This window comes from Flavobacterium sp. 22659 (assembly GCF_052044235.1).
In the GTDB taxonomy this organism is placed as follows: Bacteria; Bacteroidota; Bacteroidia; order Flavobacteriales; family Flavobacteriaceae; genus Flavobacterium; species Flavobacterium johnsoniae.
Genome location: NZ_JBQEMU010000011.1, coordinates 61,590 through 85,114 on the forward strand (window position 1 = coordinate 61,590; position 23,525 = coordinate 85,114).

A 23,525-nucleotide genomic window follows, 5' to 3' on the forward strand; every position below is an offset into this window, starting at 1 on the left:
TTGTTTTTTATTTTAAAGATATATTACTTTTGAAAACTTGCAGCAAAATCATTAAACTTAGTATAGAAAGTGTCAAATCCTTTTGAGAAATAAACACCCATTTCTACTTCAGTTTTATCGTTGAATTTTAAATAATTCACAGCATTATAGTATTCAATGTCAGAATTATAACCATTATCCTCTTTTTCTGCATGCTGTACAATATCGGCGATTTTAGTTCCATCTTTTTTAGAAACTAAGATTAATTTGATATTCTTGTTGAAATTAGCTGCTTTACCTTCAGCGATTTTTCTATTGTAAGTACTCATATTAGAAGCGTAATTATCAGAGCTGTAAGCAGGATGCGGAACATTTTTATCCAATGCGATACGATCAGCCGCGTCTTGCGAAAGATTCATGTCAGCAATAATAACAAAATTATCCAATAATGTAACTAAACCATTTGCTTTACCTCTGTACTGGCCAAGTTCATCATTGCCAATTAATTTATCAACTTCAGTACTGCTTCCGCCAGTAAATGAAATTAGGTTTTTACCATTGTAAGTAAGAGTTGATTTTGCAGTGTTTTGTACTGCTTTTGTACTGCTCATTTCCCAAGTATAACCATCATTTAGAGTTACTTTGTAAGCAAGATCAGTTGGAACTTGTTTACCATCAGCATATTTTGCAGTAAGTGTAAAAATAGCAGCTTGTGTATTATCGATAGTTAAAACTGCATCTCCAGATGTTGGTAAATAGAACCAGTCATTTAAATCTGGTTTAACTTGTGTATAGTTACCCGCAGCAGAATTCCATGCCCATTCTCCATAAGTATCGATAGTTAAATACTTAATATCAGAAGAAGTACTTTTTACAGTAAAAATTGCGTTGTTGGTAGTTTGTGCTTTTTTAGCAGGAAAAACAAATTTTAATTCAGTAGATGAAGCTGTTTTTACCCAGATTTTTTGAGTACTGTTCCAAGTGTATACGCCATAAGCACCTGATACCGTTAAGGCTTCTTCAATACCATTGTTACTTTTTCCATTAAAAATATCAACAGGGCTTTCGTTAAGCAGGTTAGTTAGATTTTCAATAGTTTCAAGAGCACTTAATTTCTTTGTTTTGTCTAATTGAACAAGCATTTCATTAGCTTCTGCTTCTAATTTTGTTTTTTGCTGATCAGGAGTTAGTTCAGAATAAGGTTTTTTTAGAAGTTCAGCAATCTGCTCTTCTAAGGTTTTTTCTGGTTCTGGTTTTTCTGGAACAACTACTTCTGGTTCAGTTTCTGGTGTAGTTTCGTCACTAGAACATGAAACCATAAGCTGCGATAAAACTAATGATGCTAAAAGGAATTTTTTAATCATGATTTGTGTTTAATTAAATGAAATTATTGGCTTTGTTTTTTGGGGCGCAAGATAGCTTTTAAAATCTTCTAAACTTTACGGAAACACGTAAAAAAGTAAACTTTTTTCTGTTAATCTTTTTCATAAAAAATATTTTGAGAATATATTCTACAAGTGTTTAATAGATAAGTTTTTTACATTTGTAGAAGAATTTTAAAGACAAAATAAATGTTATACTCAAAAATAGAAGGCGAAGGAAAACCTTTTATCATCATGCACGGATTTCTCGGCATGTCTGATAACTGGAAAACCTTAGCAGGACAATATGTAGAAGCCGGATTTCAGGTTCATATTTTAGATTTAAGAAACCACGGGCGCAGTTTTCATTCAGATGAATGGAGTTATGAAGCCATGGTTCAGGATGTTTTTGAGTATTGTCAGGCAAACCAATTAACCAGAATTGATATTCTGGGACATTCGATGGGCGGAAAAGTGGCTATGCTTTTTGCAGCACTGCATCCTGAAATTGTAGACAAATTGATCGTGGCAGATATTGGCCCTAGATTCTATAAACAGCATCATCAGGATATTTTGGCAGGTCTAAATGCGGTCGATTTTTCGGTAAAACCTAGTAGAAATGATGTCGAAGAAATCGTATCTCAATACGTTTCTGATTTTGGGACACGCCAGTTTTTATTGAAAAATTTATATTGGAAAGAACCCGGGCAATTAGCATTTAGGTTCAATTTAGAAGCATTTAATAATAATCTCGATGCTATTGGAAAACCTTTGGCAGAAAACCTGAAATTTGATAAATCAACCTTATTTATAAGAGGAGGAAATTCAGGTTATATTCAGGATTCAGATTTGGATGCTATTAAAACGCAGTTCCCAAATTTTAAATTAGAAACTATTCCAAATGCAGGACATTGGCTTCATGCCGAAAATCCAAAGATGTTTTTTGAATTGACAACAGCATTTTTGAAAGAGTAATAATTTTTAATCTGCGGTTAAAAAAATAAGATTTCGGTCGTTGAACAATATAAAAATCATTATTTTTAAATAAATTTTAAACCTGAATAACTATGAAATTATTACTTAGACTCCTTGTTACTGCTGCCTTGGTTTTATTATTGTCTAACCTTTTGTCAGGAGTTCGTGTTGCTAGTTTTGGTACGGCTGTAATTGTTGCAGTAGTTTTAGGATTGCTGAATATTTTTATTAAACCAATTTTAGTTCTTTTAACTCTGCCGGTTACACTTGTTACACTGGGCTTATTTTTATTAGTTATCAATGCAGTAATTATTTTGTTGTGTACTAATATTGTGGACGGTTTTGCAGTCGATTCGTTTTGGACGGCGTTAATTTTCAGTGTTATTTTGTCTGTTCTGCAGTCTATAACTTATAAAATACTGGGAGACGATAAATAAAAAACAAATGGAGCCATTAAAACTGCTTCAAATACAATAGATTAAAAACTTGGTTGGGTTGCAAAAATTTTATAATTTTGCAACCCAATTTTATTACGTAAATTAAAGAACGAAGATGGATATTAAAAGAGTAGCAATAGACGCTGTTAACGAGACAATTGTTATGAACGTTGTTCATATGGATTATAAAGGTCAAGTAGCAAAAAGAATTAACGAAAAAATGCCTTTAGCGCAAGTAAAAGGATTTAGAAAAGGGGCTGTGCCTAAAGATCTTGTTGAAAAACAATACGGAAAAGCTATTAAGCAGGAAGAGATCAAAAAAGTAGTTGATTTGGCTTTAGAGCGTTATATTCAATCTGAAAGACTAAATCTTTTAGGAACTCCTCTTGCTAAAGTAAACGAAAACTTTAACTGGGATGCTGAAGAATTAACTTTCGAATACGAAATTGGTTTAGTGCCAAACTTCGAAATTGATCTTGAAGCTAAAAATAATATCGTAAAATATATCGTTACTGCTGACGATAAATTAATCGACGGACAAGTTGAGCGTATCCAAAAACAATTTGGAAAAGCAATTCCACAAGATAAAGCTGAAGCTGATTCAGATTTAACCGGAACTTTCTCTAGTGAAGCAAACGGAATCAATAATACAACTACAATCTCAGTTGGTGCTTTCAGTAAAAAAGCTCAAAAACAATTCGTAGGTAAAAAAGTTGGAGATGTTGTTACAGTAAGCACAAAAGGTTTATTTGATGACGATCACCAATTAATGGATTATTTAAAAGTTGGTCACGAAGGTGTTCACGGTTTAGATGTTGAAGTAAACTTTACTATCGAAGCTATCAATGGTTCTGAGCCAGCTGAATTAAACCAGGAATTATTTGATAAACTTTTTGGTGAAGGAAATGTTGCTTCTTTAGAAGATTTAAAAGCTAAAATTAAAGAAGATGCTGAAGCACAATTTGCACAGCAGGCTGACCAAAAATTATTATTAGATGTTCAGGATTTCTTAATCGAAAATACAAAATTTGATTTACCAGCTGAATTCTTGAAAAAATGGTTACAAACTGTTGGAGAGAAAAAACTTTCTGCAGAAGAAGCTGAAATTGAATACGCAAGATCTGAAAAAGGGCTGCGTTTCCAATTAATCGAAGGAAAAGCATTAGCTCAAAGTAATATCCAAATTACATTTGATGATTTAAAAGAGTTTACATCAAACGCAATTAGACAGCAAATGGCTCAATTTGGACAAGTTAACCCATCAGATGAAGAAGTTCAAGGAATCGTGGCTAGAGTTTTATCTAACCAGGACGAAGTGAAAAGACTTTCTGAGCAGGTTGTAGCGGCTAAGATGTTAGATATCTTCAAAGAAAAAGCTAACCCAACAACTAAAGAGGTTACTTACGATGAATTTATTGCTGCTTCTTACGGAGAATAAATTTAAGTCTGAAAGTCAAAAGTTATAAAGTCAAAATTTAAGATTTTATTACAGAAACTGAAAGATAAAAAAAGGTTATATTTGAGCGTCAAAAGATATTTTTGACGCTCTTTTTTTTGTTTTAAAACTTCTTGTTTTTGAATTATTATTTCTTAAATTTCAAATACGAAACTTCTATTATAAAAAGAAGACAAATTGGCATCCTTTATAAAAAGGTATGAACTTTGTTTAATTCGTTTAAGTCACTTTGACTTTAGACTTTTCAACTTTAAACTAAAAATATGAACTACGGTAAAGAATTTAAAAATTTTGCTACAAAGCACCACGGAGTAAATGCCATGTATTATGACAAAATCATCAGCGCTATGACGCCGACGAATTTAACTCCAAATATTATTGAAGAACGTCAATTAAATGTTTCTATTCTAGACGTTTTCTCAAGATTAATGATGGACAGAATTATCTTTTTAGGAACAGGTATCGATGACCAGATTGCAAATGTTGTACAAGCGCAGTTATTATTCTTAGAAAGTGCCGATGCATCAAAAGATATCCAAATCTATTTAAATTCTCCAGGAGGAAGCGTTTATGCAGGTCTTGGGATTTATGATACAATGCAGTATATCAAGCCAGACGTTGCAACAATTTGTACAGGAATGGCAGCTTCTATGGGAGCAGTTTTATTATGTGCAGGAGCAGCAGGAAAACGTTCGGCTCTGCCACATTCAAGAGTTATGATCCACCAGCCGTCTGGAGGTGCACAAGGTGTAGCAACAGACATGGAAATTAACTTACGTGAAATGTTGAAATTGAAAGATGAATTATATCACATTATTTCACAACATTCAGGTCAGTCTTTCGAAAGAGTTCATAAAGATAGTGAGCGTGATTACTGGATGATTGCTGATGAAGCAAAAGAATACGGAATGATCGACGAAGTATTAAGAAGAGGATAATTTTATCAAAGCTTAAAATGTTTCACGTTACAGGTTTCAAGATGTCTAAGCAGCTTGGAACCTGCAGCTTGAAATTTGAAACAAAAAATAAATATTAAGCTGTAAAGGTGTTAAGTTTTAAAGTTTTAAAATCAAAAAGCTTAGAAACTTAGTATCTTTGCAGCTTAGTAACTAAATATAGAATGGCAAAAGTAGTATTAGAATGTTCGTTTTGTGGAAGAAAAAAGCCAGAAACTAATTTATTAATTGCCGGTATAAATGCACATATTTGTGATAAGTGTATTGAGCAGGCGCACGGAATTGTTTTAGAAGAATTAAAATCAAGCGGAAGTGCAAAACTTGTAGGTGATTTAATTCTAAAAAAGCCAAAAGAAATCAGAGCTTTTCTAGACCAATACGTTATTGGTCAGGATCAGACAAAAAAAGTAATGTCAGTAGCTGTTTACAATCACTACAAACGTTTAATGCAGCAGCAATTAGACGACGAAGTAGAGATTGAAAAAAGTAACATTATTATGGTAGGACAAACCGGAACAGGAAAAACATTGGTTGCAAAAACTATTGCAAAAATGTTAGATGTTCCTTTGGCTATTGTTGATGCAACTGTACTTACAGAAGCAGGTTACGTAGGAGAAGATGTTGAAAGTATTTTAACCCGACTTTTACAAGCTGCAGATTATGATGTAACCAAAGCAGAAAGAGGAATCGTATTTATTGACGAAATAGATAAAATCGCCCGCAAAAGCGACAATCCGTCTATAACACGTGACGTTTCTGGAGAAGGTGTTCAGCAAGCTTTGTTAAAATTATTAGAAGGAACAGTTGTTAACGTACCGCCAAAAGGAGGACGTAAACACCCAGACCAGAAATTTGTTGAAGTAAATACTCAAAATATCCTGTTTATTGCAGGAGGAGCATTTGATGGAGTAGAACGTATTATTTCAAAACGTTTAAACCGTCAGGCAGTTGGATATTCGACTTCAAAAAATGCAGACAATATCGATAAAGACAATTTATTGCAGTATATTATTCCAAAAGACATTAAAGATTTTGGATTAATTCCTGAGATAATTGGCCGTTTACCAGTTTTAACGCACATGGATCCTTTAGATAAGGAAACCTTACGTGCGATTTTAACACAGCCGAAAAATGCATTAGTAAAACAATATCAGAAGTTATTTTTAATGGATGAAGTTGAATTTACTATTACAGATGAAGCTTTAGATTTTATTGTAGATAAAGCTTTAGAATATAAATTAGGAGCCCGTGGATTACGTTCGCTTTGTGAAGCTATCTTAACAGATGCGATGTATGAATTACCAAGTTCTGATGATAAAATTTTATCAATCGATAAAGATTATGCAGAACATACTTTGAGTAAAAACTTATTGAAGCGCATGGAAATTGCTTCGTAAAATCTCTAGATAACTTTGTCGAAATTTTAAACTTTTACAAAGTTTCACTTTTAAACCTGTTCATTTATTTGAACAGGTTTTTTTATACTTTTAAAGTAAGATTTCCGTTTTGGATTTTGGGTAAATTGTAAACATGAAAAATATGATTTTTGTAATTGGTATGGTCTTGATTCTCTCTTGCTGCCAAAAAGATAATAAAGAGATTTTAGTTTCTAAAAATGAAAACAAAACAGAAATAATTGCAGAACAGACACCCAGAATTGAAATTGATTACGGTAAATATTATGCAGAAGCAAAAGGATACGCTCTGCAAAATAATTTAAATACAGATAAATTTATTCTCATTGATTTAGGATTGCATTCTGGTTACAAGAGATTCTTTGTGTACGATTTTAAAGAGAATACTATTTCAAAATCTTATATGGTAAGTCATGGTTGCGGCGATAGTCCCTGGGGAGGAACCTATTCTAAAGACAAGCCGAAAATAAGCAACGAATTTGATTCGCATTGTTCGTCACTGGGTAAATACGTCATTTTAGATCGCGGTGTAAGCCAGTGGGGAATAAAAGTCAATTATGTTTTGCAAGGAAAAGAAAAAAGTAATTCTAATGCCCGAAAACGAGCTATTGTACTGCATTCATGGGAAGCCGTTCCAAAAGATGAGGTTTACCCATACGGAACCCCTGAAGGCTGGGGCTGTCCTGCTGTATCAAACGAAAGCATGAAAGAAATTGATGAACTTTTGAAAACAAATAAAAATGTTCTGATGTGGATCATTAAATCGTAAGTTTTCAAAAATATTTTTCTTTCTAATGAAAATAAAAATGACTGCTTAAAAAAACTATTGAACCCTGAATTTCTCTCTATACTCAATAGGTTTCATACCCACCATTTTATAAAAAACTTTCCTAAATGCTTTAGGATCATTGTAACCGGTTTTTTCAATGATTTCTGAAATCGAAAGCTGTGTTTGTTCCAGATATTTTTTTGAACTTTCTACTCTAATATTCTGCAGATATTCAATTGGCGGAATTCCCGTTACTTGTTTAAAACGACGTGTCATATTTCGGGCGCTGGTTGGAATATCTTTCGTAATTTCTTCCAGTTTTTCAATGCTGTGGTACTGGCTTTCAATTTTTTGCTGTAACATGGCAACCAAAGTATCATTGTGTAAATGATTGGGTCTGAAAGTGCTGAAATAACTTTGTTTGTAACGATTTAAGTCAATAGAGAAAATTTTTGCAATTTGTACTGCAATTTCATTCCCGCAATATTTTTGAACCAAAAGAATCAGTAAATGAAAAGTTGAGGTTGAGCCTCCGCTGGTATACAGACTTCCGTCTGCTGTTAAAGTTTCTTCCGGTTTTAGTTTCACCATCGGGAAAGCTTTTGTAAAAGCACTACAGGCGTCGACATGTGTTGTTGCCAGTTTTTCATTTAATAATCCTGAAGCAGCAAATAAAAATGCGCCCGTGCAAAAACTCGCCAGCTCGGCTCCAGACTCATGCTGTTTTTGCAGCCACGGAATAAATTTTTTATTCTTGGCAATCATTTCGCTCATATTATCGGTCGTGAAAGCCGGAATCAGAATTAAATCTAAATTTTTTGATGTCTCGATAGAATTGATTTCATACCCAAATAAACGTTCCTGATTTATTTGCTCAGCCGATTGAAAAATCATAATCTCGAAAGGCTTTTCGGTTTCTTTTGTTAGTTTGTTTGCCGTTTCAAAAACTTCTAAAATGGCAGCTATACTTAATAATTTATAATCGTGAGGAACGATTAAACCTACTTTCTTGCTCATGATTTTGTGGTTTTTAGGAAAATTAATTGGTAGACAAATGTAAGTATTTTGTCTTAAATGCCCCTAAAGTTGACTTTTATTGTATCCTAAAGGCCGTTTTAAAATTCTAAATTTGTTTTAAATAAATTGTAACTTTATATATTATGGAAACGAAAATGTATTTAAATCTAGCTGTAAAAGAGCTAAATAGGTCAATAAAATTTTTTAATGAATTAGGATTTCCTACGAACCCAAAATTTACAAATGAAAAAGGAGCTTGTATAATTATTGGAGAGAATATTAATCTAATGATTTTGGCAGAAGAGTTTTATCAGACTTTTACAGATAAGAAAATCTGTGATTCTCATACAACCAGTGAAGCCCTTATTTCTATTTCTTTAGATTCAAGAGAACAAGTAAATGAAATGATAAAAAAAGCAGTTAAAGCAGGCGGAACTGATTATAAAAGAGAACAAGATTATGGATGGATGTACCAAAGAACTTTTCTGGATTTAGACGGACATCATTGGGAAGTTTTTTATATGGATGAAACTCAGATTCCGGAACAGATGTAATTAAAAAAAATAAAAATGATTACAGTTCAAAATACAATTGATGCACCTATAGATAAAGTATGGAATTTCTGGATTCTTCCGGAGCATATACAAAACTGGAATTCTCCTTTTGATGAATGGCATACGCCTCATGCAGAAAATGATTTACAGGTAAACGGCAGGTTTAAATATAAAATGGCAGCAAAAGATAAAAGCGAAAGCTTCGATTTTGAAGGTGAATATACCAAAGTTGAAAAATTTAAATTAATTGAATATAAGCTTTTGGACGACAGAACCGGAAGTGTTCTTTTTGAAAATTACGGAGACAAAGTAAAAATTACAGAAGTATTTGAGCCCACAAAAAATGATTCTGAAAGCATGCAGAAAAATTGGTGCCAGGCTGTGATTGATAACTTTAAAAAATATGTTGAAAATAATAAAGAAGTGTAATTTTAAAAATAATAGATAATGATAACAGTACAAAATACAATCAATGCATCAATAAACAAAGTTTGGGATTTTTGGACCTTACCTGAACATATTACAAAATGGAGTTTTGCTTCTCCAGACTGGCATACGCCTTATGCCGAAAATGATATAAAACAAGGCGGAAAATTCAAATCGACTATGGCAGCTAAAGACGGAAGTATGAGCTTTGACTTTGAAGGCGAATATACTTTTGTTGAGCCAAACAAAACCATAAAATATGTTATGGCTGATGGAAGAAAAGTAGAAATTAATTTCAAAGAAACTTTAGAAGGGGTAGAAGTTACAGAAAGCTTCGACCCGGAAACTCAAAATCCCGAAGAAATGCAGCGTGGAGGCTGGCAGGCAATTCTGGATAACTTTAAAAGTTACGTCGAAAACAATTAGTTTCAACCCAAGAAAGCAGTACCCTAATTTTAATAAACTTACCTCACTATATGCTTTAAAAACAATAATTATCTAACAAAAAACAAAAAAACAATGACAAAACAAATTTGGTTAAATCTGCCCGTAAAAAATGTGGCAAAAGCAAAAGATTTTTTCTGGAAAATTGGTTTCTCGTTTAATGAACAACACGATACGCCAAGCTCGACCTGCATGGTAGTTGGCGAAAATCATTTTGTAGTAATGCTCTTTGAAGAAATTCTTTTTTCAGGTTTTTCTCAAAACGATGTTACGGATACAAAATTAAGTTCAGAGGTATTGATTTCTATTGATGCCGAAAGCAGGGAAGAAGTAGACGAACTGGCAAAAAAAGTTCATGAAGCCGGTGGAAATGTTTTTGCTGAGCCAGCAGAAAGCCAAGGCTGGATGTACGGTTTTGGTTTTGCAGATTTAGATGGTCATCGTTGGAATGTTTTATTTATGGATTTTTCTAAACTGTCTTAATTATGGAAACTTTAGAATTTAAAATTAGAATTAAAGCTCCCGCTCAAAAAATATGGGAAGTTTTATGGGATGATGAAACGTATAAAAAATGGACAAGTGTTTTTTGCGAAGGATCTCATACCATAAGCAGCTGGAACGAAGGAGATAAAATACATTTTATGTCACCAAACGGAGAAGGAATGTATAGTATAATTGAAACAAAAACTCCAAACGAATATATGGCTTTTAAGCATATAGGTGAAATAAAAGATTTTAAAGAACTGCCTCTTGATGAAGAAACAAAAAAATGGAGCGGCGCAATGGAAACCTACAAATTAATTCCAGATGGCGAATATACAGATTTGATTGCTCGCACTGATTCTGTCGAAAAATTTGTTGATTATTTCAAAGATGTTTTTCCTAAAGGTCTGGAAGTTGTAAAACAATTATCAGAAGAAAAAAAGTAACAATTTATAATTTACAATTAACAATTAAAAAAAATAGCATGGCAGCAATTAATCCTTATTTAATGTTTAACGGAACCTGCGAAGAAGCGTTTCTGTTTTACAAATCAGTTTTTGGCGGAGAATTTCCTTATATCGGAAAATATAAAGATGCACCCGCAGAAGAAGGAGAAAAGCTTTCAGAAGAAGCTTTAAACCGAATTATGCACGTTTCACTTCCAATTGGCAATACCATTTTAATGGGAAGTGACAGTCATCCAAGATATGGAGATGTTGGTTTTGGAGATAATTTTTCCATTTCGATTAATACAGAAAGTACAGATGAAGCTGACAGAATTTTCAACGGACTTTCTGCTGGAGGAAAAGTAGAAATGCCTATGAATAAAACTTTTTGGGGTGCTTATTTTGGAATGTTCAAAGACAAATTTGGAGTAAACTGGATGGTAAACTTCGATGAGAACCAACCAAACAAATAATAAAAAAGTTATGTTATTATAATAGAAGAGCATAATTGTTAAATTACTTAAAAAAGCGCATGAATATGCGCTTTTTCTTTGCAAAAAAAACAAGGATTATTCTTTTTTATCACCAAGAGATTGCCGATTTTTGTCGCTTTCAAATCAATAAGATAAAATGGCAGCAGAGGAAAATAAAGAAATTATTTTATTAAAAGTTTCTGGACACGATAAAATAGGGGTTACGGCAGGTTTAACAGCTGTATTGGCAGCTTACGATGCTAATATTTTAGATATTGGCCAAGCCGATATTCATGACACACTTTCTTTAGGTATCTTATTCGAAATTGCTGCAGGTTCTTCGTCTGCGCCGGTTTTAAAAGACTTATTATTTAAAGCCTATGAACTGGAAATTAAAGTTAAGTTTATTCCAATTTCTATAGAAGATTACGAAAAGTGGGTAAAATCACAGTCTAAGCAGCGCTACATCATCAATATTTTAGGTGAAAAGCTTGCAGCGTCACAATTGGCAGCTGTTACGAAAATAATGTCAGATCAAAATCTAAATATCGACTCCATTATACGTTTAACCGGAAGAACTTCAATTGTCGAAAAAGAAGAATATCCACGTTCTTGTATCCAGTTATCAGTAACAGGCGAAATTGTAAATAAAATTGTCATGACGGCAAGTTTTATGGAGATTTCAAGAACTTTAAATGTTGATATTTCTTTTCAGGAAGATAACATTTATAGAAGAAACCGCCGTTTGGTCTGCTTCGACATGGATTCAACTTTAATCCAAACTGAAGTTATCGACGAATTGGCAGAATTAAATGGAGTAGGCGATCAGGTTCGTGCGATAACAGAATCGGCTATGAATGGTGAAATTGATTTTAACGAAAGCTTTAAAAAACGTATGGCTTTGTTAGAAGGTTTAAGCGAAGAAGTGCTGCAAAATGTTGCGGTTAATTTACCAATAACACAAGGTGCACATCGTTTAATGAAAGCCTTGAAATACTACGGATATAAAACTGCAATTCTTTCAGGAGGATTTACCTATTTTGGGGAATACCTTCAAAAAGAATTAGGAATCGATTATGTTCACGCTAATCAATTAGAAATTAAAGACGGTAAATTAACAGGTAAGTATCTGGGCGATATCGTAGACGGACAAAAGAAAGCCGAATTTTTAAAAGCCATTGCTGAAAAAGAAGGAATCCACATCAACCAGACTATCGCAGTTGGAGATGGTGCAAACGATTTACCAATGCTAAACCTAGCTGGTTTAGGAATTGCTTTCCATGCTAAACCAAAAGTTAAAGAAAGTGCTTCAACTTCAATCTCTAGTTTAGGACTTGACGGTGTTTTATATCTTTTAGGATATCACGACAGATATATCGATATGATGTAACCCAAATGCTACAATAGAATTTTTAATAAATCAATTGCCTCCTGCTTTAGCTGGAGGTATACGAGCTGGCAAGGCTAAGGCTTTAGCCAAATCACGCCGCATAAATTCGGCTAAAGCCTTAAGCAGATATTATAAACCCCTGGCTGAAGCCAGGGCTATTGAAAAATCTTAATTAGATTTTTGTCTAACTTTTAACAGCAGACATCTCCTTCAACTGCTCCAAATAATCCCTCTGATTTGAAAGTCTCGGAATTTTATGCTGTCCGCCTAGTTTGTCTCTTTCTTTCAGCCAATCATAGAATAAGTTTTCGCGCGCTACATTAATAACCAAAGGATTTAAAGTCATATTGTTGTAGCGTTTCGCTTCATAATCAGAATTTAAGGTTTGAAGGGTTTCATCCAGAACTTTTTGGAAAAGACCAACATCAGCCGGTTTTTTCTTGAATTCTATCATCCATTCGTGAGCACCTTTTTCTTTGTCCTGCATAAAAATTGGAGCAACCGTGTAATCAATAACTTCAGTTTGGGTAATCTGGCAGGCTTTGGCAATGGCCTGATCTGTGTTTTCGACCATTAATTCTTCGCCAAAAACATTTATATGATGTTTGGTTCTTCCGGTAACTCTAATTCTGTATGGATTCAAGGACGTAAAACGAACCGTATCGCCAATTAAATAACGCCATAAACCAGAATTTGTGGTAATAACAATGGCGTAGTTTTTATTCAATTCAACATCGGCTAAACGAATTACTTTTTGATCTGGAGTTCCAAAAGTATCCATTGGAATAAATTCATAGAAAATTCCGTAATCCAGCATTAACAATAAATCACTTGAATTGTTTAAATCCTGAATCGCAAAAAAGCCTTCAGAGGCATTATAAATTTCGTAATATCTAAAATCCTTGCTTGGTAAAATCTTCTTGTATTGTTCTTTGTATGGAGAGAAACTCACACCTCCGTGAAAATACACTTCTAGATTCGGCCAAAGTTCTAATAAACTTTGTTTTCCTGTGTTTTCAAGAACCTTATTCATTAAAACCAGCATCCAGGAAGGCACTCCTGCAAAACTGGTTACATTTTCATTTTTGGTTTCGTTAATAATTGCGGCAATTTTGGTTTCCCATTCGCTCATTAACGAAGTTTTACTGCTTGGCGTACTGCTGAATTCAGCCCAAATTGGCATGTTTTCAATCAAAATCGCCGATAAATCACCAAAGAAAGTATTGTTGTTTTCATAAATTTGAGAACTTCCGCCCAGGCGTAAGCTCTTTCCAAGAAATAACTCAGAATCTTCATTGTTATTCAAATACAAACAAAGTAAATCCTTGCTTCCTTTATAATGACAATCTTCAAGCGCTTCGTTGCTTACCGGAATAAATTTACTTTTGGCATTTGTAGTACCGCTCGATTTTGCAAACCATTTAATTGGTGATTCCCAAAAAACACCTTGTTCACCCTGACGCGTACGCTCGATCAAAGGCTGTAATTCTTCGTAACTTGCAATTGGAACTCTTTCTGCAAAAGTTTGATAAGAATTTATCGATTCAAAGTCATATTTTTTTCCAATAACCGTATTTTCAGATGCCAATAATAAATTATGCAATAGTTCTTCCTGAACTTCATTAGGATACTTTAAAAAAAGTTCAATTTGATGGATTCTTTGTTTTAGGACCCATGAAGCAAAAGAGTTTATTATAGATAAAGGCATGGACTATGGTATTGTTTTAGATGTTAGTTTTTGCCGTTGCAGGCAAAATCAGGAAACTTAAAATTTGAATATCGCAATACAAATATTAACTTTGCTGTTGTATCAAAAATAGTGTTTTTTGTAATAAAAACCGCTTCAATTGCACTAAGATTTTAATCCAAAAAATGATTTATCAAAAATAAATAGAATTAAAATCTTCAGCAGTAAATCTAAAACCGAACATCTAAAATCTACAATTTAAACCTAATGACATATCAAGGCGTACTTACCAAAATGCAGACTGAACTCGGAAACCCAATTCAGTATTATTTAGTTTTCGAGGATAGTTTTCTCAATGTTAATCAATTATTAGATAAAGAAATTGAGATTAATTTTGCTGGTTTCGAATGTTTAAATTGTCATAAAAAGAAAAAAATATTCAGACAAGGCTTTTGTTATGATTGTTTTTATTCAAGTCCCGCTGTAGGCGATTGGATTATGAGACCTGAGTTAAGTACAGCACATTTAGGAATTGCAGATCGAGATCTGGAATACGAACAAAAAGCACAGTTACAGCCTCATGTTGTTTATCTGGCTTTGTCGAGCGAAGTAAAAGTTGGAGTTACGCGTAAGAGCCAGGTTCCAACAAGATGGATTGATCAGGGAGCAACACAGGCTATTGCTGTTGTTGAGGTGCCGAATCGTTATTTAGCAGGAATTACAGAGGTAGCACTGAAAAATCATTATGCCGATAAAACAAACTGGAGAAAAATGCTGCAGTGTAATACAGAAGGATGTGATTTGATCTTTGAAAAATCGAAAGTAGAAAACTTAATTCCGGCAGAAGTAAAAGAGTTTTTTTATGCTCAGAAAAACGATGTATACGAATTAAATTACCCGGTTTTAAATTATCCTGCTAAAATTGCAAGTTTAAATTTAGATAAAACCCCTTCGTTTCAAGGAAAATTAGTTGGAATTAAAGGTCAGTATTTAATTTTTGAAAACGGAACTGTTTTTAATATCCGAGGTTCCGAAGGTTATGTTGTCAATATAAACGTCTAGTATTATCCGTCGTTTGTCTATCTATAATTAGTATTAGTATATTCGTTTTTAATATTTATCGAAATCATCGTATTTTTAGAATTTCTATGAATAAGTGTGTGAATTTTGAAAGATTTGATAACAATTATATAATAATTACTTATTCAAAGAAATTAATTTTAAAAATTAAAACAGCCTAGATTTGAAATTGTCTATCTAGGCTTTTTTTGATAAGACCAAATTCTTTAATCCTTAATTATTGTATAGATGAGTGTTTCAGGTAAAATAAATCATTTTAGGCGGGGCTTAATGCGTGGCCTGACTAAGAATATTGGAAAACCCAAAACAGAAAGAAATATTATTTTGGTTGATAAAACCGAAATAAAACGAGTTTTAATCTGCAGACCCAACGGAAGACTTGGTAATCTTTTATTAATTACACCGCTCGTTCAGGAAGTAGAGGAAATGTTTCCAAATTGTAAAATTGATTTATTTGTAAAAGGTGGATTAGCGCCAATTATTTTCGAAAATTATCCAGTCGTTAATAAAACAATCCATCTGCCTAAAAAACCTTTTAAAAATTTAATCGAATATATTAAGGTTTGGATTTCGATTACAAGTGAGCCTTACGACATGGCAATAAATGTCGACCAAAATTCTTCTTCTGGAAGATTAGCTGTAAAATTCTCAAGAGCAAGATATAAATTTTACGGAGATCTTGATGGTGAATTATCAGAACCTAAAAATGATTATGACCATATAGCTAAATATCCAGTTTATAACTTTCGTACTTATTTAACCAAACTTGGACTTCCAAAAAGAAATAAGATAATAGAATCTTTAGATCTTAAACTTAATGTTGCAGAAATTGCTAACGGAAAGAAAATTTTAGATCACATAATTGATCCTTCTAAACGAACAATTTGTTTGTTTACTTATGCTACCGGAGCAAAATGTTTTTCTGAAGAATGGTGGGAGAGTTTTTATTCTAAACTAAAAGCCGAATATAAAAATTATAATATCATCGAAATATTACCAATTGAGAATGTTTCTCAAATTGGATTTCAGGCTCCAACATATTACAGTAAAGATATTCGTGAAATGGGGTCAGTGCTGGCAAATGTAGATTTGTTTATTGGTGCAGACAGTGGTATTATGCACCTGGCGAGTTCTGTTCAAACGCCTACGATTGGTTTGTTCTCTGTTTCAGAATTAAAAAAATATGAACCTTATGACAGCGGAAGCGTAGGAATAGATACAAAAGAATGCTTACAGCCGGAATATTTCAAAATTATTAATTCAATTTTAGAAAACGGAAAATTAAGAGTATATCCTAGAGCAGTATAAAAATAAAGAAGCACTATAAAAAAAGGCCAATCATTACGATTGGCCTTTTTTATAATTAGTTTTTCTTCTTGAAAAGTCCGTTTATTAAATCAGTTGCTTTTTTAGTAGTTTCCTGAGCTTTTTGTTCTTTTTCAGTTTTTGCTGCCTGCGTTGTATCTTTCGCTTTTGTGTTTTTGTTTATCAAATCAGTTAAAGCTGCTGCTCCTTTTTGAGTCAGTTTTTCTTTCTGCTGATTTGCCACTTGCGAAGCTAAACTTGTAACTGCACTTTTCATATCTGTCGTAATCTTTGGATTTGAAAAGTTTCCTCCAATAATAGCATTAATTGGAATGTTTTCCAGTTTTGCCGCATCTGCAGGAGACATTTTTGCTATAAGAGCATTTGCCTCGCTTCCTAAATATTTAGCAGGAACATCTAGTTTTAAGTTATAGTTCATCGTTTGGTCAAAACCATGAGTTCCGCCAACCGTTACTTTAATGTCTTGGTATTTAATGTCGAAAGGTTTTACATTTACTTTTCCGTCATCAAAAGTCAGAGCCATTTTTAAATCATTTAAATTCAGTTTGCTTGCATCAAGGAATTTGATGTTTGAAGTTAAAGAATTTAATACTGTAGAATTTTTAGGATTAACAGTTGTAGAAAGCAATTGGCCTAATAAATCTCCAGAAATTGATTTTAAATCAGGAGTTAACTCTTTTGCATCTAAATTTCCGTTTAATTTAATAGTCGAATTTAATTTACCATTGATAATTCCGGCAATTGGTGCAATCTTTTTCATCATGTCCAATTGCGTAAATGTTTGCGCGATATCAACCTGATTGAAACCTAAATTCATATCAAATGTAGGCACTTTTGATTTAGTCGAAACAGCGCCCGTTAAACCAATTGTTCCGCCAAAGATTGAAGTTTTAAAGTTTTCTAGCAATGCTTTTTCATCTTTAATAATCAATTTTCCAGAAACATCTTTAAGTTTCAGGTTGTCATATAAAACAGTTGTTGCTTTTGCATTTAAAGTACAGTTTAAGAAAGCTGGAATTTTCATTGCCTCAGCTGGTTTTGCAGGTGTTTTTTCTTCTGTTTTTGCCGGTTCTCCAGAAGTCATAAAATCATCAACAGCCAATTGATTAGAACTCATATTGAAGTTTCCTTTCAATTCTTGTTTTTTAAACATAAAACCATAGAAATTTTCTAAAACTCCGTTTATAGCAATATCACTTTTCCCAGTTGTAGCATTAAATTGTTTCAGGTTAATTGTGCTTGGGTTAAACTCAACTAAAGCCGTGCTGATATTCATAGATTTATTGTTTTCATCAGTATATTTAAATCCTGACAAACTCATAGTTCCGGCATTTTTGATGTTTTGATACTGGCTTTTTTCAACAGAAGCCATATCAAAATTAGTTGTAACATCAGCTTTTAAAATACCAGCTAATGGTTTATCCATTTTAATTGGATATGCTTTAGAAAGATTTGCTAAGTTAATCGTTCCTTTTAACGCAGCATCTACAAGCGGGTTAACTGTAATGTTTCTAACATTTGCTTTAGCGCTGAAAACATCCTGATCAATTTTAAAAGACAGCTTGTCTAAATTTACATAAGTGTCGTTCAGAATTCCGGTTTCGTTGATAATTTTAGTATCAATTACAATATTCTGAACTGATTTTGGTAAGTTCGGATATTGGAATGAAGCATTGTTTGAAGCAATGGCAATGTTAAATGCAGGAACTGTAGTGTCTGTTAGTTTTCCTTTTGCAAAACCTACAACAGTAAATTCTCCGGTTGTTTTAACACCGTCAAGACTTGAAGCATAAGCCGAAGGAATTAATCCTAAGAAATTGGTAAACGACGAAGTCGGCGTTTTAAATTTCAAGTCATAAATCTGACCTTCTTTAACCATTTGAATAAATCCGTCAAATTCTAACGGCAATTGATTAATTAAAGCTTTATTTTCTTTAAAAGTATATTTACTTTGGTCTAAATCAATTCCTAAAATCGCGTCTAAAGTCAATTTTATATTTTTCATATAATTAACTTTATCCATATCTAATGATACGTTAGCTGTAGTTTTTGTATCTAAATCTAATTTTGAATTGGTAAAATCTCCAGTTCCTTCGTGATTTAAACTATCAATAACCATTTTAATTTTTGAACCCTGATCGATATATCTAAAAGTAAAGTTCTCAATTTTGTAGTTTTGGATTTTTAAAGAAAGCGGACTGCTTTTGTCGTCCTTTTTGTCATCTTCTTTTTTATCTTTTAAGGCAATATCAAAATTTCCAACGCCGTCTTTATTAAAGATAATGTTGATTAAACCATTTTCAGAAGTAATTCCCTGAATATTTAAAGGCTCATCTTTTCCTTTAAAAAGCTCTTTGATGCTCATTTTAAGATTCAATTCTCCTAATGAAACCAAAGTATCACCTTCAAAAGGTGCTTTGTTGATAATTACTAATTTCTCGATTCCTACTGCTGCATTTGGAAAGTTTTTAAATAAACTTAAATCAGCATCAGCAAAGCTGACTTTAGCGTCAACACTTTCGTTGATAGCATCGGCAATTTTCGCCTTAATTTGATCTTTAAACAAGAACGGAATGGCAAATAATGCGGCCACAAAAACCACAAGGACAATGGCGGTTACTTTTAAAATTTTCTTTAACATATTTATAGATTTGAGGTTTAATTTTGAAAATTGACTCTTGCAAAAATAGTTTTTTTATTGAACTACAGAGATAAATTTTTCTTAATAATGTAAGAAAAATAATATAATTAAAATAAAAAATCCGTTTGATATATTTCAAACGGATTTAGAGTATTTTTTGTTGTAACTATTTCTTTATAAATGAAACAATCTTGTTTACCATTGTTTCTGAAACAGGAAGGTTTTCATTATTATAACTGGCCATATTAGCCTGTTTATCACCGTCAATAATTTTTAAAACATGGTTCATTTTATCAATAATAATCAATTCAGCATTTTTATTGGCCTGAGATAGATTTTCGGCGTCTTTAACCGAAACCTGTAAATCATTATTTCCCTGAATTATTAAAACCGGAACAGTCAGTTTTTTAATTTCAATTTGCGGATCGTATTTAAACCACGAAATTAAATACGGCTGAATACTCGCTCTGAAAAGTGAATTTAAAAGCGGATCGACTTTGTTTACTTTGTTTCCGGCCTTCAGGCTGTCAATAATAGGAAACGTCATGTCTTCAACTTGTTTGTTCGATTTAGAAGAAATCTGTGATTTTAAAAGTTTATCAGCAGATTCTCCGGCTCCGGCAATCGAAATAAATTTATTTGCTTTTGCGCCTGCAATCATTCCAATTAAAGAACCTTCGCTGTGGCCAATAACCGTTAGCTGTGTAAAACGTTTATCTTGTTTCAAAAAATTAATCCAGCTTTTGGCATCTTCGGTGTAATTTTCAAAAACCAGACTCGATTCTGTTACTGCCGATGCTTTGCTTTCGCCGATTCCTCTTTTGTCAAATCTCAAAGAAGCAATTCCGTTTTTAGCCAGCGCTTCGGCCAGCATTTTTAAGGAATTGTTTTTCATCATCGGGTTATTTCCGTTTCTGTCTGTTGGCCCGGAACCTGCAATTATTAAGGCAACCGGACATTTATTTACATCGTCTGGAACGGTAAGTGTGCCGTAAAGCTGATCGATGTTGATTTTTAAAGTAACATTTGTTTCTTTAAAAGTATCTTGTTTTGTGTTTTGGGCATTTAAAATGGTCAAAAACAGAAAAGCAGTAAACAGAAATATCTTTTTCATTTTAATTGGAATTATTTAATGTTTATTCCGAAAGGCATCATTGCCTGAACTCCTTTTTGTTTTTGAAATCTTTTTACTTGTTCAATAAGTAAATAATTTTCTTCGCCGATTTCTTCTTTAATAAAAGCTTCTTTAGATTGAGCAAAAGGAAGATTAGCCATTAAATCGCTGAATTTTTTTTCATACTCAGGATAATTCTGTGTGCTGTAATCTTTAATTTTTGCAATTTTAGCAGCCTCGGCAATTGCATCATTTAAACCGCCTATTTTATCTACTAATCCAATTTTTACAGCTTCTGTTCCAGACCAAACTCTTCCTTGTGCAATAGAATCTACTTGTGCAAAAGTCATTTTTCTGCCTTCGGCAACATGCGTCACAAAAGTCTTGTAGATCTGCTCAACACCTTCAAGTGTAAACGCTTTGAACTTTTCGTCAACAGGAACAAACGGACTGTAGTTTGCTGAGTTTTCGTGTGTTTTTACCTGTTCTGTATTAATTCCTAATTTGTTTGCCAGAGGCGTAAAGTTTGGAAGTACGCCAAAAACCCCTATAGAACCTGTAATAGTGTTGCTCTCTGCAAAAATTTTATCAGCATTGCAGGCAATATAATAACCTCCGGAAGCGGCATAATTTCCCATTGATACCACAACTGGTTTTACTTTTTTGGTAATTTCAATTTCTCTCCAGATTAAATCTGAAGTTAAAGCGCTTCCGCCCGGGCTGTCAATTCTTAAAACGATAGCTTTTACATCTTCATTTTTTCTTGCTTCCTGCAGCGAACGGCGCATTGAACCTTCGCCAATAACGTTTACATCACCTTCACCGCCGGCAATTTCGCCCTGAGCGTAAATAATAGCAATTTGATCATCAGCAATATTGGTTAATGCTGTGTTCATATTATTTTGAGTATAATCTAAAATTGAGATTTTGTTATAATCGTCATCGCCTTTTACTTTCAAAGCTTTTTTGATGGCATTATGATAAACATCTTCATAAGCTACAATGTCAACCAAATGCTGTGCTTTTGCCATTTCCGGAGTTCTCGCTAATAAACCGTTTGCAATTTCGTTTAATTTATCAACCGGAATATTTCTGCTTTTTGAAATGTCGCTGCAAACTGTTGACCAAATAGAGTTTAAAAGTGCTGTAACTTGTTCTCTGTTGGCATCGCTCATTTTGTTTTCTAAAAAGGGCTCAACGGCACTTTTGTATTTTCCGTGACGAATTACTTCCATGTGAATACCTGATTTTTCTTGAAAATCTTTGAAAAACATCACTTCAGACGAAAGTCCTTTAAAATCTAAATCTCCCGCCGGATTCAAATAAATGGTATTGGCAACCGAGTTTAAATAGTATTCTTTTTGTGAATAAGTATTGGCGTAAGCCCATACAAATTTTCCTGATTTTTTGAAGCTTTCAAGAGCATTTCTTAAATCTTTGTACTGTGCAAGTCCTAATGAAGACTGATCGTTTAAGATTGAAATTCCTTTAATGTTGCTGTCTGTTTTTGCCGCTTCGATGGCATTAATTATATCAGTTAAGCCAACTCCTTTTTTATCTGAAAAAACAGTTACCCACGGATCTTTGTATTTTCCGGCGTAATCATTATTAATTTGTTTTAAGTCTAATTCGATGACAGAATCATTTTTAACCGAGACTTTATCGTCTCCGCCAAAGATGGCTCCAATTAGGATTACTCCAAAAAAGAAGATCATAATAAATACAAAAATACCAATAATTGTGGCAAGTACATTTCCTAAAAACTTCATAAGTATATATTTTTTAAATAAGTAGCGTAAAAGGGTTAATTGTTACAATTTTTACACATAAATTTAAATTGGTTCTATGTGCCGTTTCACAAATATATTGGTTAATTCTAAAATAGTTTTAGTTAATTTGCATTAATTATGAAATCACAGCATCAAGTCGTTTTATCCATAGGCAGCAATCAGGGAAACAGGTTAGAAAACATCAAAAGTTGTATCAATTTGATACATCAGGAAGTGGGAACTGTTATCAGGGTTTCGAAGTTGTATGAAACGCCTGCCTGGGGGTTTGAGAGTGATGCTTTTTATAATTGTGCCTTGCTTTTGCATACTACTTCATCGGCACAAAAAATACTAAGCCAGGTTTTAAAAGTCGAAAAACAGTTAGGACGAATCAGGTTGAATCGGGAAGGATATCAATCCCGAATTATTGATGTTGATGTAATTGTTTTTGATGATGAAATTATTGAAACCGAAAAACTTCACATTCCGCATCCTTTGATGCAGAATAGAAATTTTGTTTTACTGCCAATGCAGGATTTAAAGTTAGACTGGAAACATCCTATGTTTCACAAAACGATTTCAGAGTTAATTTCAGCTTCACCGGATGACAGCGTTTGCACTGTTGTTCAGGATTTGAAATGTCCTTTAAATGAAATTCCGCTCCAAAAGTTCAATTATATTGCTTTTGAAGGAAATATAGGTGCCGGAAAAACTACTTTGGTTCACAAAATTGCAGAGGATTTTAATGCAAAAACAGTTTTAGAACGTTTTGCAGATAATCCGTTTCTGCCTAAGTTTTACAAAGATCAGAATCGATACGCATTTCCGCTCGAAATGTCTTTTTTAGCCGATCGTTATCAGCAGTTATCTGATGATTTAGCTCAGTTTGATTTGTTTAAAGATTTCATTGTAGCCGATTATCATATTTTTAAATCACTGATTTTTGCCAAAATCACTTTACAGGAAGATGAATATCGTTTGTACCGAAATCTATTCGATATTATTTACAAGGAAATGCCTAAACCTGATTTGTATATTTACTTATATCAAAATACAGATCGACTGCTTCAAAATATTAAAAAACGAGGCAGAACGTATGAGCAGAATATCGAAGGCGAATATCTGGATAAAATCAACAATGGTTATTTGGAATATATAAAATCTCAAAAAGATTTAAATGTTCTGATTATCGACGTTTCTGATCGCGATTTTGTAAAAAAACAAGAAGATTATCTTTTTGTATTAAACGAAATTCAGAAGAAGCTTAATTAGAAAATGTGTTAATGAGATATTTTATTTTAATTTTCTAATTGGCAGATTATCTCAT

22 protein-coding genes are annotated in these 23,525 nt (G+C 33.0%); 16 read left to right on the forward strand and 6 right to left on the reverse strand.

Annotated elements, in window-relative coordinates; genetic code table 11:
- Nucleotides 1–23: 23 nt before the first annotated feature.
- Nucleotides 24–1,343: a hypothetical protein gene (locus ACTJIW_RS12720; protein ID WP_440714470.1), complete on the reverse strand. Its 1,320-nt coding sequence runs from the start codon at nt 1,341–1,343 to the stop codon at nt 24–26.
- Nucleotides 1,344–1,550: 207 nt separating this feature from the next.
- Here ACTJIW_RS12720 and ACTJIW_RS12725 point away from each other — a divergent pair, with 207 nt between their 5' ends.
- From ACTJIW_RS12725 to ACTJIW_RS12750, 6 genes are all read left to right on the forward strand, one after another.
- Entirely contained in the window at nt 1,551–2,315 is a 765-nt protein-coding gene (locus tag ACTJIW_RS12725) for an alpha/beta fold hydrolase (protein WP_012023775.1), read from the forward strand.
- 92 nt (nt 2,316–2,407) lie between these two features.
- Nucleotides 2,408–2,752: a phage holin family protein gene (locus tag ACTJIW_RS12730; RefSeq protein WP_440714469.1), complete on the forward strand. Its 345-nt coding sequence runs from the start codon at nt 2,408–2,410 to the stop codon at nt 2,750–2,752.
- A 115-nt stretch (nt 2,753–2,867) separates the two neighbouring features.
- Nucleotides 2,868–4,190 (forward strand): trigger factor, encoded by a 1,323-nt coding sequence (locus ACTJIW_RS12735; RefSeq protein WP_274252373.1) that lies wholly within the window; start codon nt 2,868–2,870, stop codon nt 4,188–4,190.
- A 281-nt stretch (nt 4,191–4,471) separates the two neighbouring features.
- Nucleotides 4,472–5,146, forward strand: coding sequence for an ATP-dependent Clp endopeptidase proteolytic subunit ClpP (clpP, locus tag ACTJIW_RS12740; protein WP_012023778.1), 675 nt, complete (start codon nt 4,472–4,474; stop codon nt 5,144–5,146).
- Between the two features lie 182 nt (nt 5,147–5,328).
- Nucleotides 5,329–6,561, forward strand: a complete 1,233-nt coding sequence (gene clpX / locus ACTJIW_RS12745) for an ATP-dependent Clp protease ATP-binding subunit ClpX (RefSeq protein WP_012023779.1) — start codon at nt 5,329–5,331, stop codon at nt 6,559–6,561.
- Between the two features lie 133 nt (nt 6,562–6,694).
- The gene (locus ACTJIW_RS12750) at nt 6,695–7,348 is read left to right on the forward strand and encodes a murein L,D-transpeptidase catalytic domain-containing protein (RefSeq protein ID WP_440714468.1); all 654 of its coding nucleotides are present in this window, start codon (nt 6,695–6,697) and stop codon (nt 7,346–7,348) included.
- 54 nt (nt 7,349–7,402) lie between these two features.
- On the opposite strand, the gene ACTJIW_RS12755 is transcribed toward ACTJIW_RS12750, so the two are convergent.
- Nucleotides 7,403–8,365, reverse strand: coding sequence for a GlxA family transcriptional regulator (locus ACTJIW_RS12755; RefSeq protein WP_012023781.1), 963 nt, complete (start codon nt 8,363–8,365; stop codon nt 7,403–7,405).
- 143 nt (nt 8,366–8,508) lie between these two features.
- Here ACTJIW_RS12755 and ACTJIW_RS12760 point away from each other — a divergent pair, with 143 nt between their 5' ends.
- The 7 genes from ACTJIW_RS12760 to serB all read left to right on the forward strand — a co-directional run bounded on the left by ACTJIW_RS12760 (nt 8,509) and on the right by serB (nt 12,581).
- Nucleotides 8,509–8,919 (forward strand): VOC family protein, encoded by a 411-nt coding sequence (locus ACTJIW_RS12760; RefSeq protein ID WP_440714467.1) that lies wholly within the window; start codon nt 8,509–8,511, stop codon nt 8,917–8,919.
- Between the two features lie 15 nt (nt 8,920–8,934).
- The gene (locus ACTJIW_RS12765; protein ID WP_073407854.1) at nt 8,935–9,348 is read left to right on the forward strand and encodes an SRPBCC family protein; all 414 of its coding nucleotides are present in this window, start codon (nt 8,935–8,937) and stop codon (nt 9,346–9,348) included.
- A gap of 18 nt (nt 9,349–9,366) precedes the next feature.
- Nucleotides 9,367–9,771: an SRPBCC family protein gene (locus ACTJIW_RS12770; RefSeq protein ID WP_012023784.1), complete on the forward strand. Its 405-nt coding sequence runs from the start codon at nt 9,367–9,369 to the stop codon at nt 9,769–9,771.
- A 93-nt stretch (nt 9,772–9,864) separates the two neighbouring features.
- Nucleotides 9,865–10,272 (forward strand): VOC family protein, encoded by a 408-nt coding sequence (locus ACTJIW_RS12775; protein ID WP_440714466.1) that lies wholly within the window; start codon nt 9,865–9,867, stop codon nt 10,270–10,272.
- Nucleotides 10,273–10,274: 2 nt separating this feature from the next.
- On the forward strand, nt 10,275–10,718 hold the full coding sequence (locus ACTJIW_RS12780; RefSeq protein ID WP_440714465.1) for an SRPBCC domain-containing protein: 444 nt from the start codon (nt 10,275–10,277) through the stop codon (nt 10,716–10,718).
- A 38-nt stretch (nt 10,719–10,756) separates the two neighbouring features.
- Nucleotides 10,757–11,191, forward strand: coding sequence for a VOC family protein (locus ACTJIW_RS12785; protein WP_012023787.1), 435 nt, complete (start codon nt 10,757–10,759; stop codon nt 11,189–11,191).
- A gap of 157 nt (nt 11,192–11,348) precedes the next feature.
- Nucleotides 11,349–12,581: a phosphoserine phosphatase SerB gene (gene serB, locus ACTJIW_RS12790; protein WP_073407851.1), complete on the forward strand. Its 1,233-nt coding sequence runs from the start codon at nt 11,349–11,351 to the stop codon at nt 12,579–12,581.
- A 184-nt stretch (nt 12,582–12,765) separates the two neighbouring features.
- On the opposite strand, the gene ACTJIW_RS12795 is transcribed toward serB, so the two are convergent.
- Nucleotides 12,766–14,289 carry a GH3 auxin-responsive promoter family protein gene (locus ACTJIW_RS12795; RefSeq protein WP_012023789.1) on the reverse strand — a complete coding sequence of 508 codons (1,524 nt, stop codon included), beginning with the start codon at nt 14,287–14,289 and terminating at the stop codon, nt 12,766–12,768.
- Between the two features lie 246 nt (nt 14,290–14,535).
- Here ACTJIW_RS12795 and ACTJIW_RS12800 point away from each other — a divergent pair, with 246 nt between their 5' ends.
- Nucleotides 14,536–15,330: a DUF2797 domain-containing protein gene (locus ACTJIW_RS12800; RefSeq protein ID WP_121362255.1), complete on the forward strand. Its 795-nt coding sequence runs from the start codon at nt 14,536–14,538 to the stop codon at nt 15,328–15,330.
- Between the two features lie 246 nt (nt 15,331–15,576).
- Nucleotides 15,577–16,656, forward strand: a complete 1,080-nt coding sequence (locus ACTJIW_RS12805) for a glycosyltransferase family 9 protein (RefSeq protein WP_440714464.1) — start codon at nt 15,577–15,579, stop codon at nt 16,654–16,656.
- Nucleotides 16,657–16,711: 55 nt separating this feature from the next.
- On the opposite strand, the gene ACTJIW_RS12810 is transcribed toward ACTJIW_RS12805, so the two are convergent.
- From ACTJIW_RS12810 to sppA, 3 genes are all read right to left on the reverse strand, one after another.
- The gene (locus tag ACTJIW_RS12810; RefSeq protein ID WP_440714463.1) at nt 16,712–19,315 is read right to left on the reverse strand and encodes an AsmA family protein; all 2,604 of its coding nucleotides are present in this window, start codon (nt 19,313–19,315) and stop codon (nt 16,712–16,714) included.
- 166 nt (nt 19,316–19,481) lie between these two features.
- Nucleotides 19,482–20,429: an alpha/beta hydrolase gene (locus ACTJIW_RS12815; protein ID WP_440714462.1), complete on the reverse strand. Its 948-nt coding sequence runs from the start codon at nt 20,427–20,429 to the stop codon at nt 19,482–19,484.
- Nucleotides 20,430–20,440: 11 nt separating this feature from the next.
- Complete coding sequence (sppA, locus tag ACTJIW_RS12820; protein WP_440714461.1) at nt 20,441–22,198, reverse strand: signal peptide peptidase SppA; 1,758 nt, start codon at nt 22,196–22,198, stop codon at nt 20,441–20,443.
- A gap of 138 nt (nt 22,199–22,336) precedes the next feature.
- Here sppA and folK point away from each other — a divergent pair, with 138 nt between their 5' ends.
- Nucleotides 22,337–23,470, forward strand: a complete 1,134-nt coding sequence (gene folK, locus ACTJIW_RS12825) for a 2-amino-4-hydroxy-6-hydroxymethyldihydropteridine diphosphokinase (RefSeq protein WP_440714460.1) — start codon at nt 22,337–22,339, stop codon at nt 23,468–23,470.
- Nucleotides 23,471–23,525: the final 55 nt, after the last annotated feature.

Coding starts and splice junctions, on each gene's coding strand:
- ACTJIW_RS12725 (WP_012023775.1), top strand. CDS start 1,551: ATGTTATACTCAAAAATAGAAGGCGAAGGAAAACCTTTTATCATCATG.
- clpP (WP_012023778.1), top strand. CDS start 4,472: ATGAACTACGGTAAAGAATTTAAAAATTTTGCTACAAAGCACCACGGA.
- ACTJIW_RS12780 (WP_440714465.1), top strand. CDS start 10,275: ATGGAAACTTTAGAATTTAAAATTAGAATTAAAGCTCCCGCTCAAAAA.
- clpX (WP_012023779.1), top strand. CDS start 5,329: ATGGCAAAAGTAGTATTAGAATGTTCGTTTTGTGGAAGAAAAAAGCCA.
- ACTJIW_RS12730 (WP_440714469.1), top strand. CDS start 2,408: ATGAAATTATTACTTAGACTCCTTGTTACTGCTGCCTTGGTTTTATTA.
- ACTJIW_RS12765 (WP_073407854.1), top strand. CDS start 8,935: ATGATTACAGTTCAAAATACAATTGATGCACCTATAGATAAAGTATGG.
- ACTJIW_RS12815 (WP_440714462.1), bottom strand. CDS start 20,429: ATGAAAAAGATATTTCTGTTTACTGCTTTTCTGTTTTTGACCATTTTA.
- ACTJIW_RS12805 (WP_440714464.1), top strand. CDS start 15,577: ATGAGTGTTTCAGGTAAAATAAATCATTTTAGGCGGGGCTTAATGCGT.
- sppA (WP_440714461.1), bottom strand. CDS start 22,198: ATGAAGTTTTTAGGAAATGTACTTGCCACAATTATTGGTATTTTTGTA.
- ACTJIW_RS12755 (WP_012023781.1), bottom strand. CDS start 8,365: ATGAGCAAGAAAGTAGGTTTAATCGTTCCTCACGATTATAAATTATTA.
- ACTJIW_RS12800 (WP_121362255.1), top strand. CDS start 14,536: ATGACATATCAAGGCGTACTTACCAAAATGCAGACTGAACTCGGAAAC.
- ACTJIW_RS12810 (WP_440714463.1), bottom strand. CDS start 19,315: ATGTTAAAGAAAATTTTAAAAGTAACCGCCATTGTCCTTGTGGTTTTT.
- folK (WP_440714460.1), top strand. CDS start 22,337: ATGAAATCACAGCATCAAGTCGTTTTATCCATAGGCAGCAATCAGGGA.
- ACTJIW_RS12785 (WP_012023787.1), top strand. CDS start 10,757: ATGGCAGCAATTAATCCTTATTTAATGTTTAACGGAACCTGCGAAGAA.
- ACTJIW_RS12760 (WP_440714467.1), top strand. CDS start 8,509: ATGGAAACGAAAATGTATTTAAATCTAGCTGTAAAAGAGCTAAATAGG.
- ACTJIW_RS12750 (WP_440714468.1), top strand. CDS start 6,695: ATGAAAAATATGATTTTTGTAATTGGTATGGTCTTGATTCTCTCTTGC.
- serB (WP_073407851.1), top strand. CDS start 11,349: ATGGCAGCAGAGGAAAATAAAGAAATTATTTTATTAAAAGTTTCTGGA.
- ACTJIW_RS12775 (WP_440714466.1), top strand. CDS start 9,865: ATGACAAAACAAATTTGGTTAAATCTGCCCGTAAAAAATGTGGCAAAA.
- ACTJIW_RS12720 (WP_440714470.1), bottom strand. CDS start 1,343: ATGATTAAAAAATTCCTTTTAGCATCATTAGTTTTATCGCAGCTTATG.
- ACTJIW_RS12770 (WP_012023784.1), top strand. CDS start 9,367: ATGATAACAGTACAAAATACAATCAATGCATCAATAAACAAAGTTTGG.
- ACTJIW_RS12795 (WP_012023789.1), bottom strand. CDS start 14,289: ATGCCTTTATCTATAATAAACTCTTTTGCTTCATGGGTCCTAAAACAA.
- ACTJIW_RS12735 (WP_274252373.1), top strand. CDS start 2,868: ATGGATATTAAAAGAGTAGCAATAGACGCTGTTAACGAGACAATTGTT.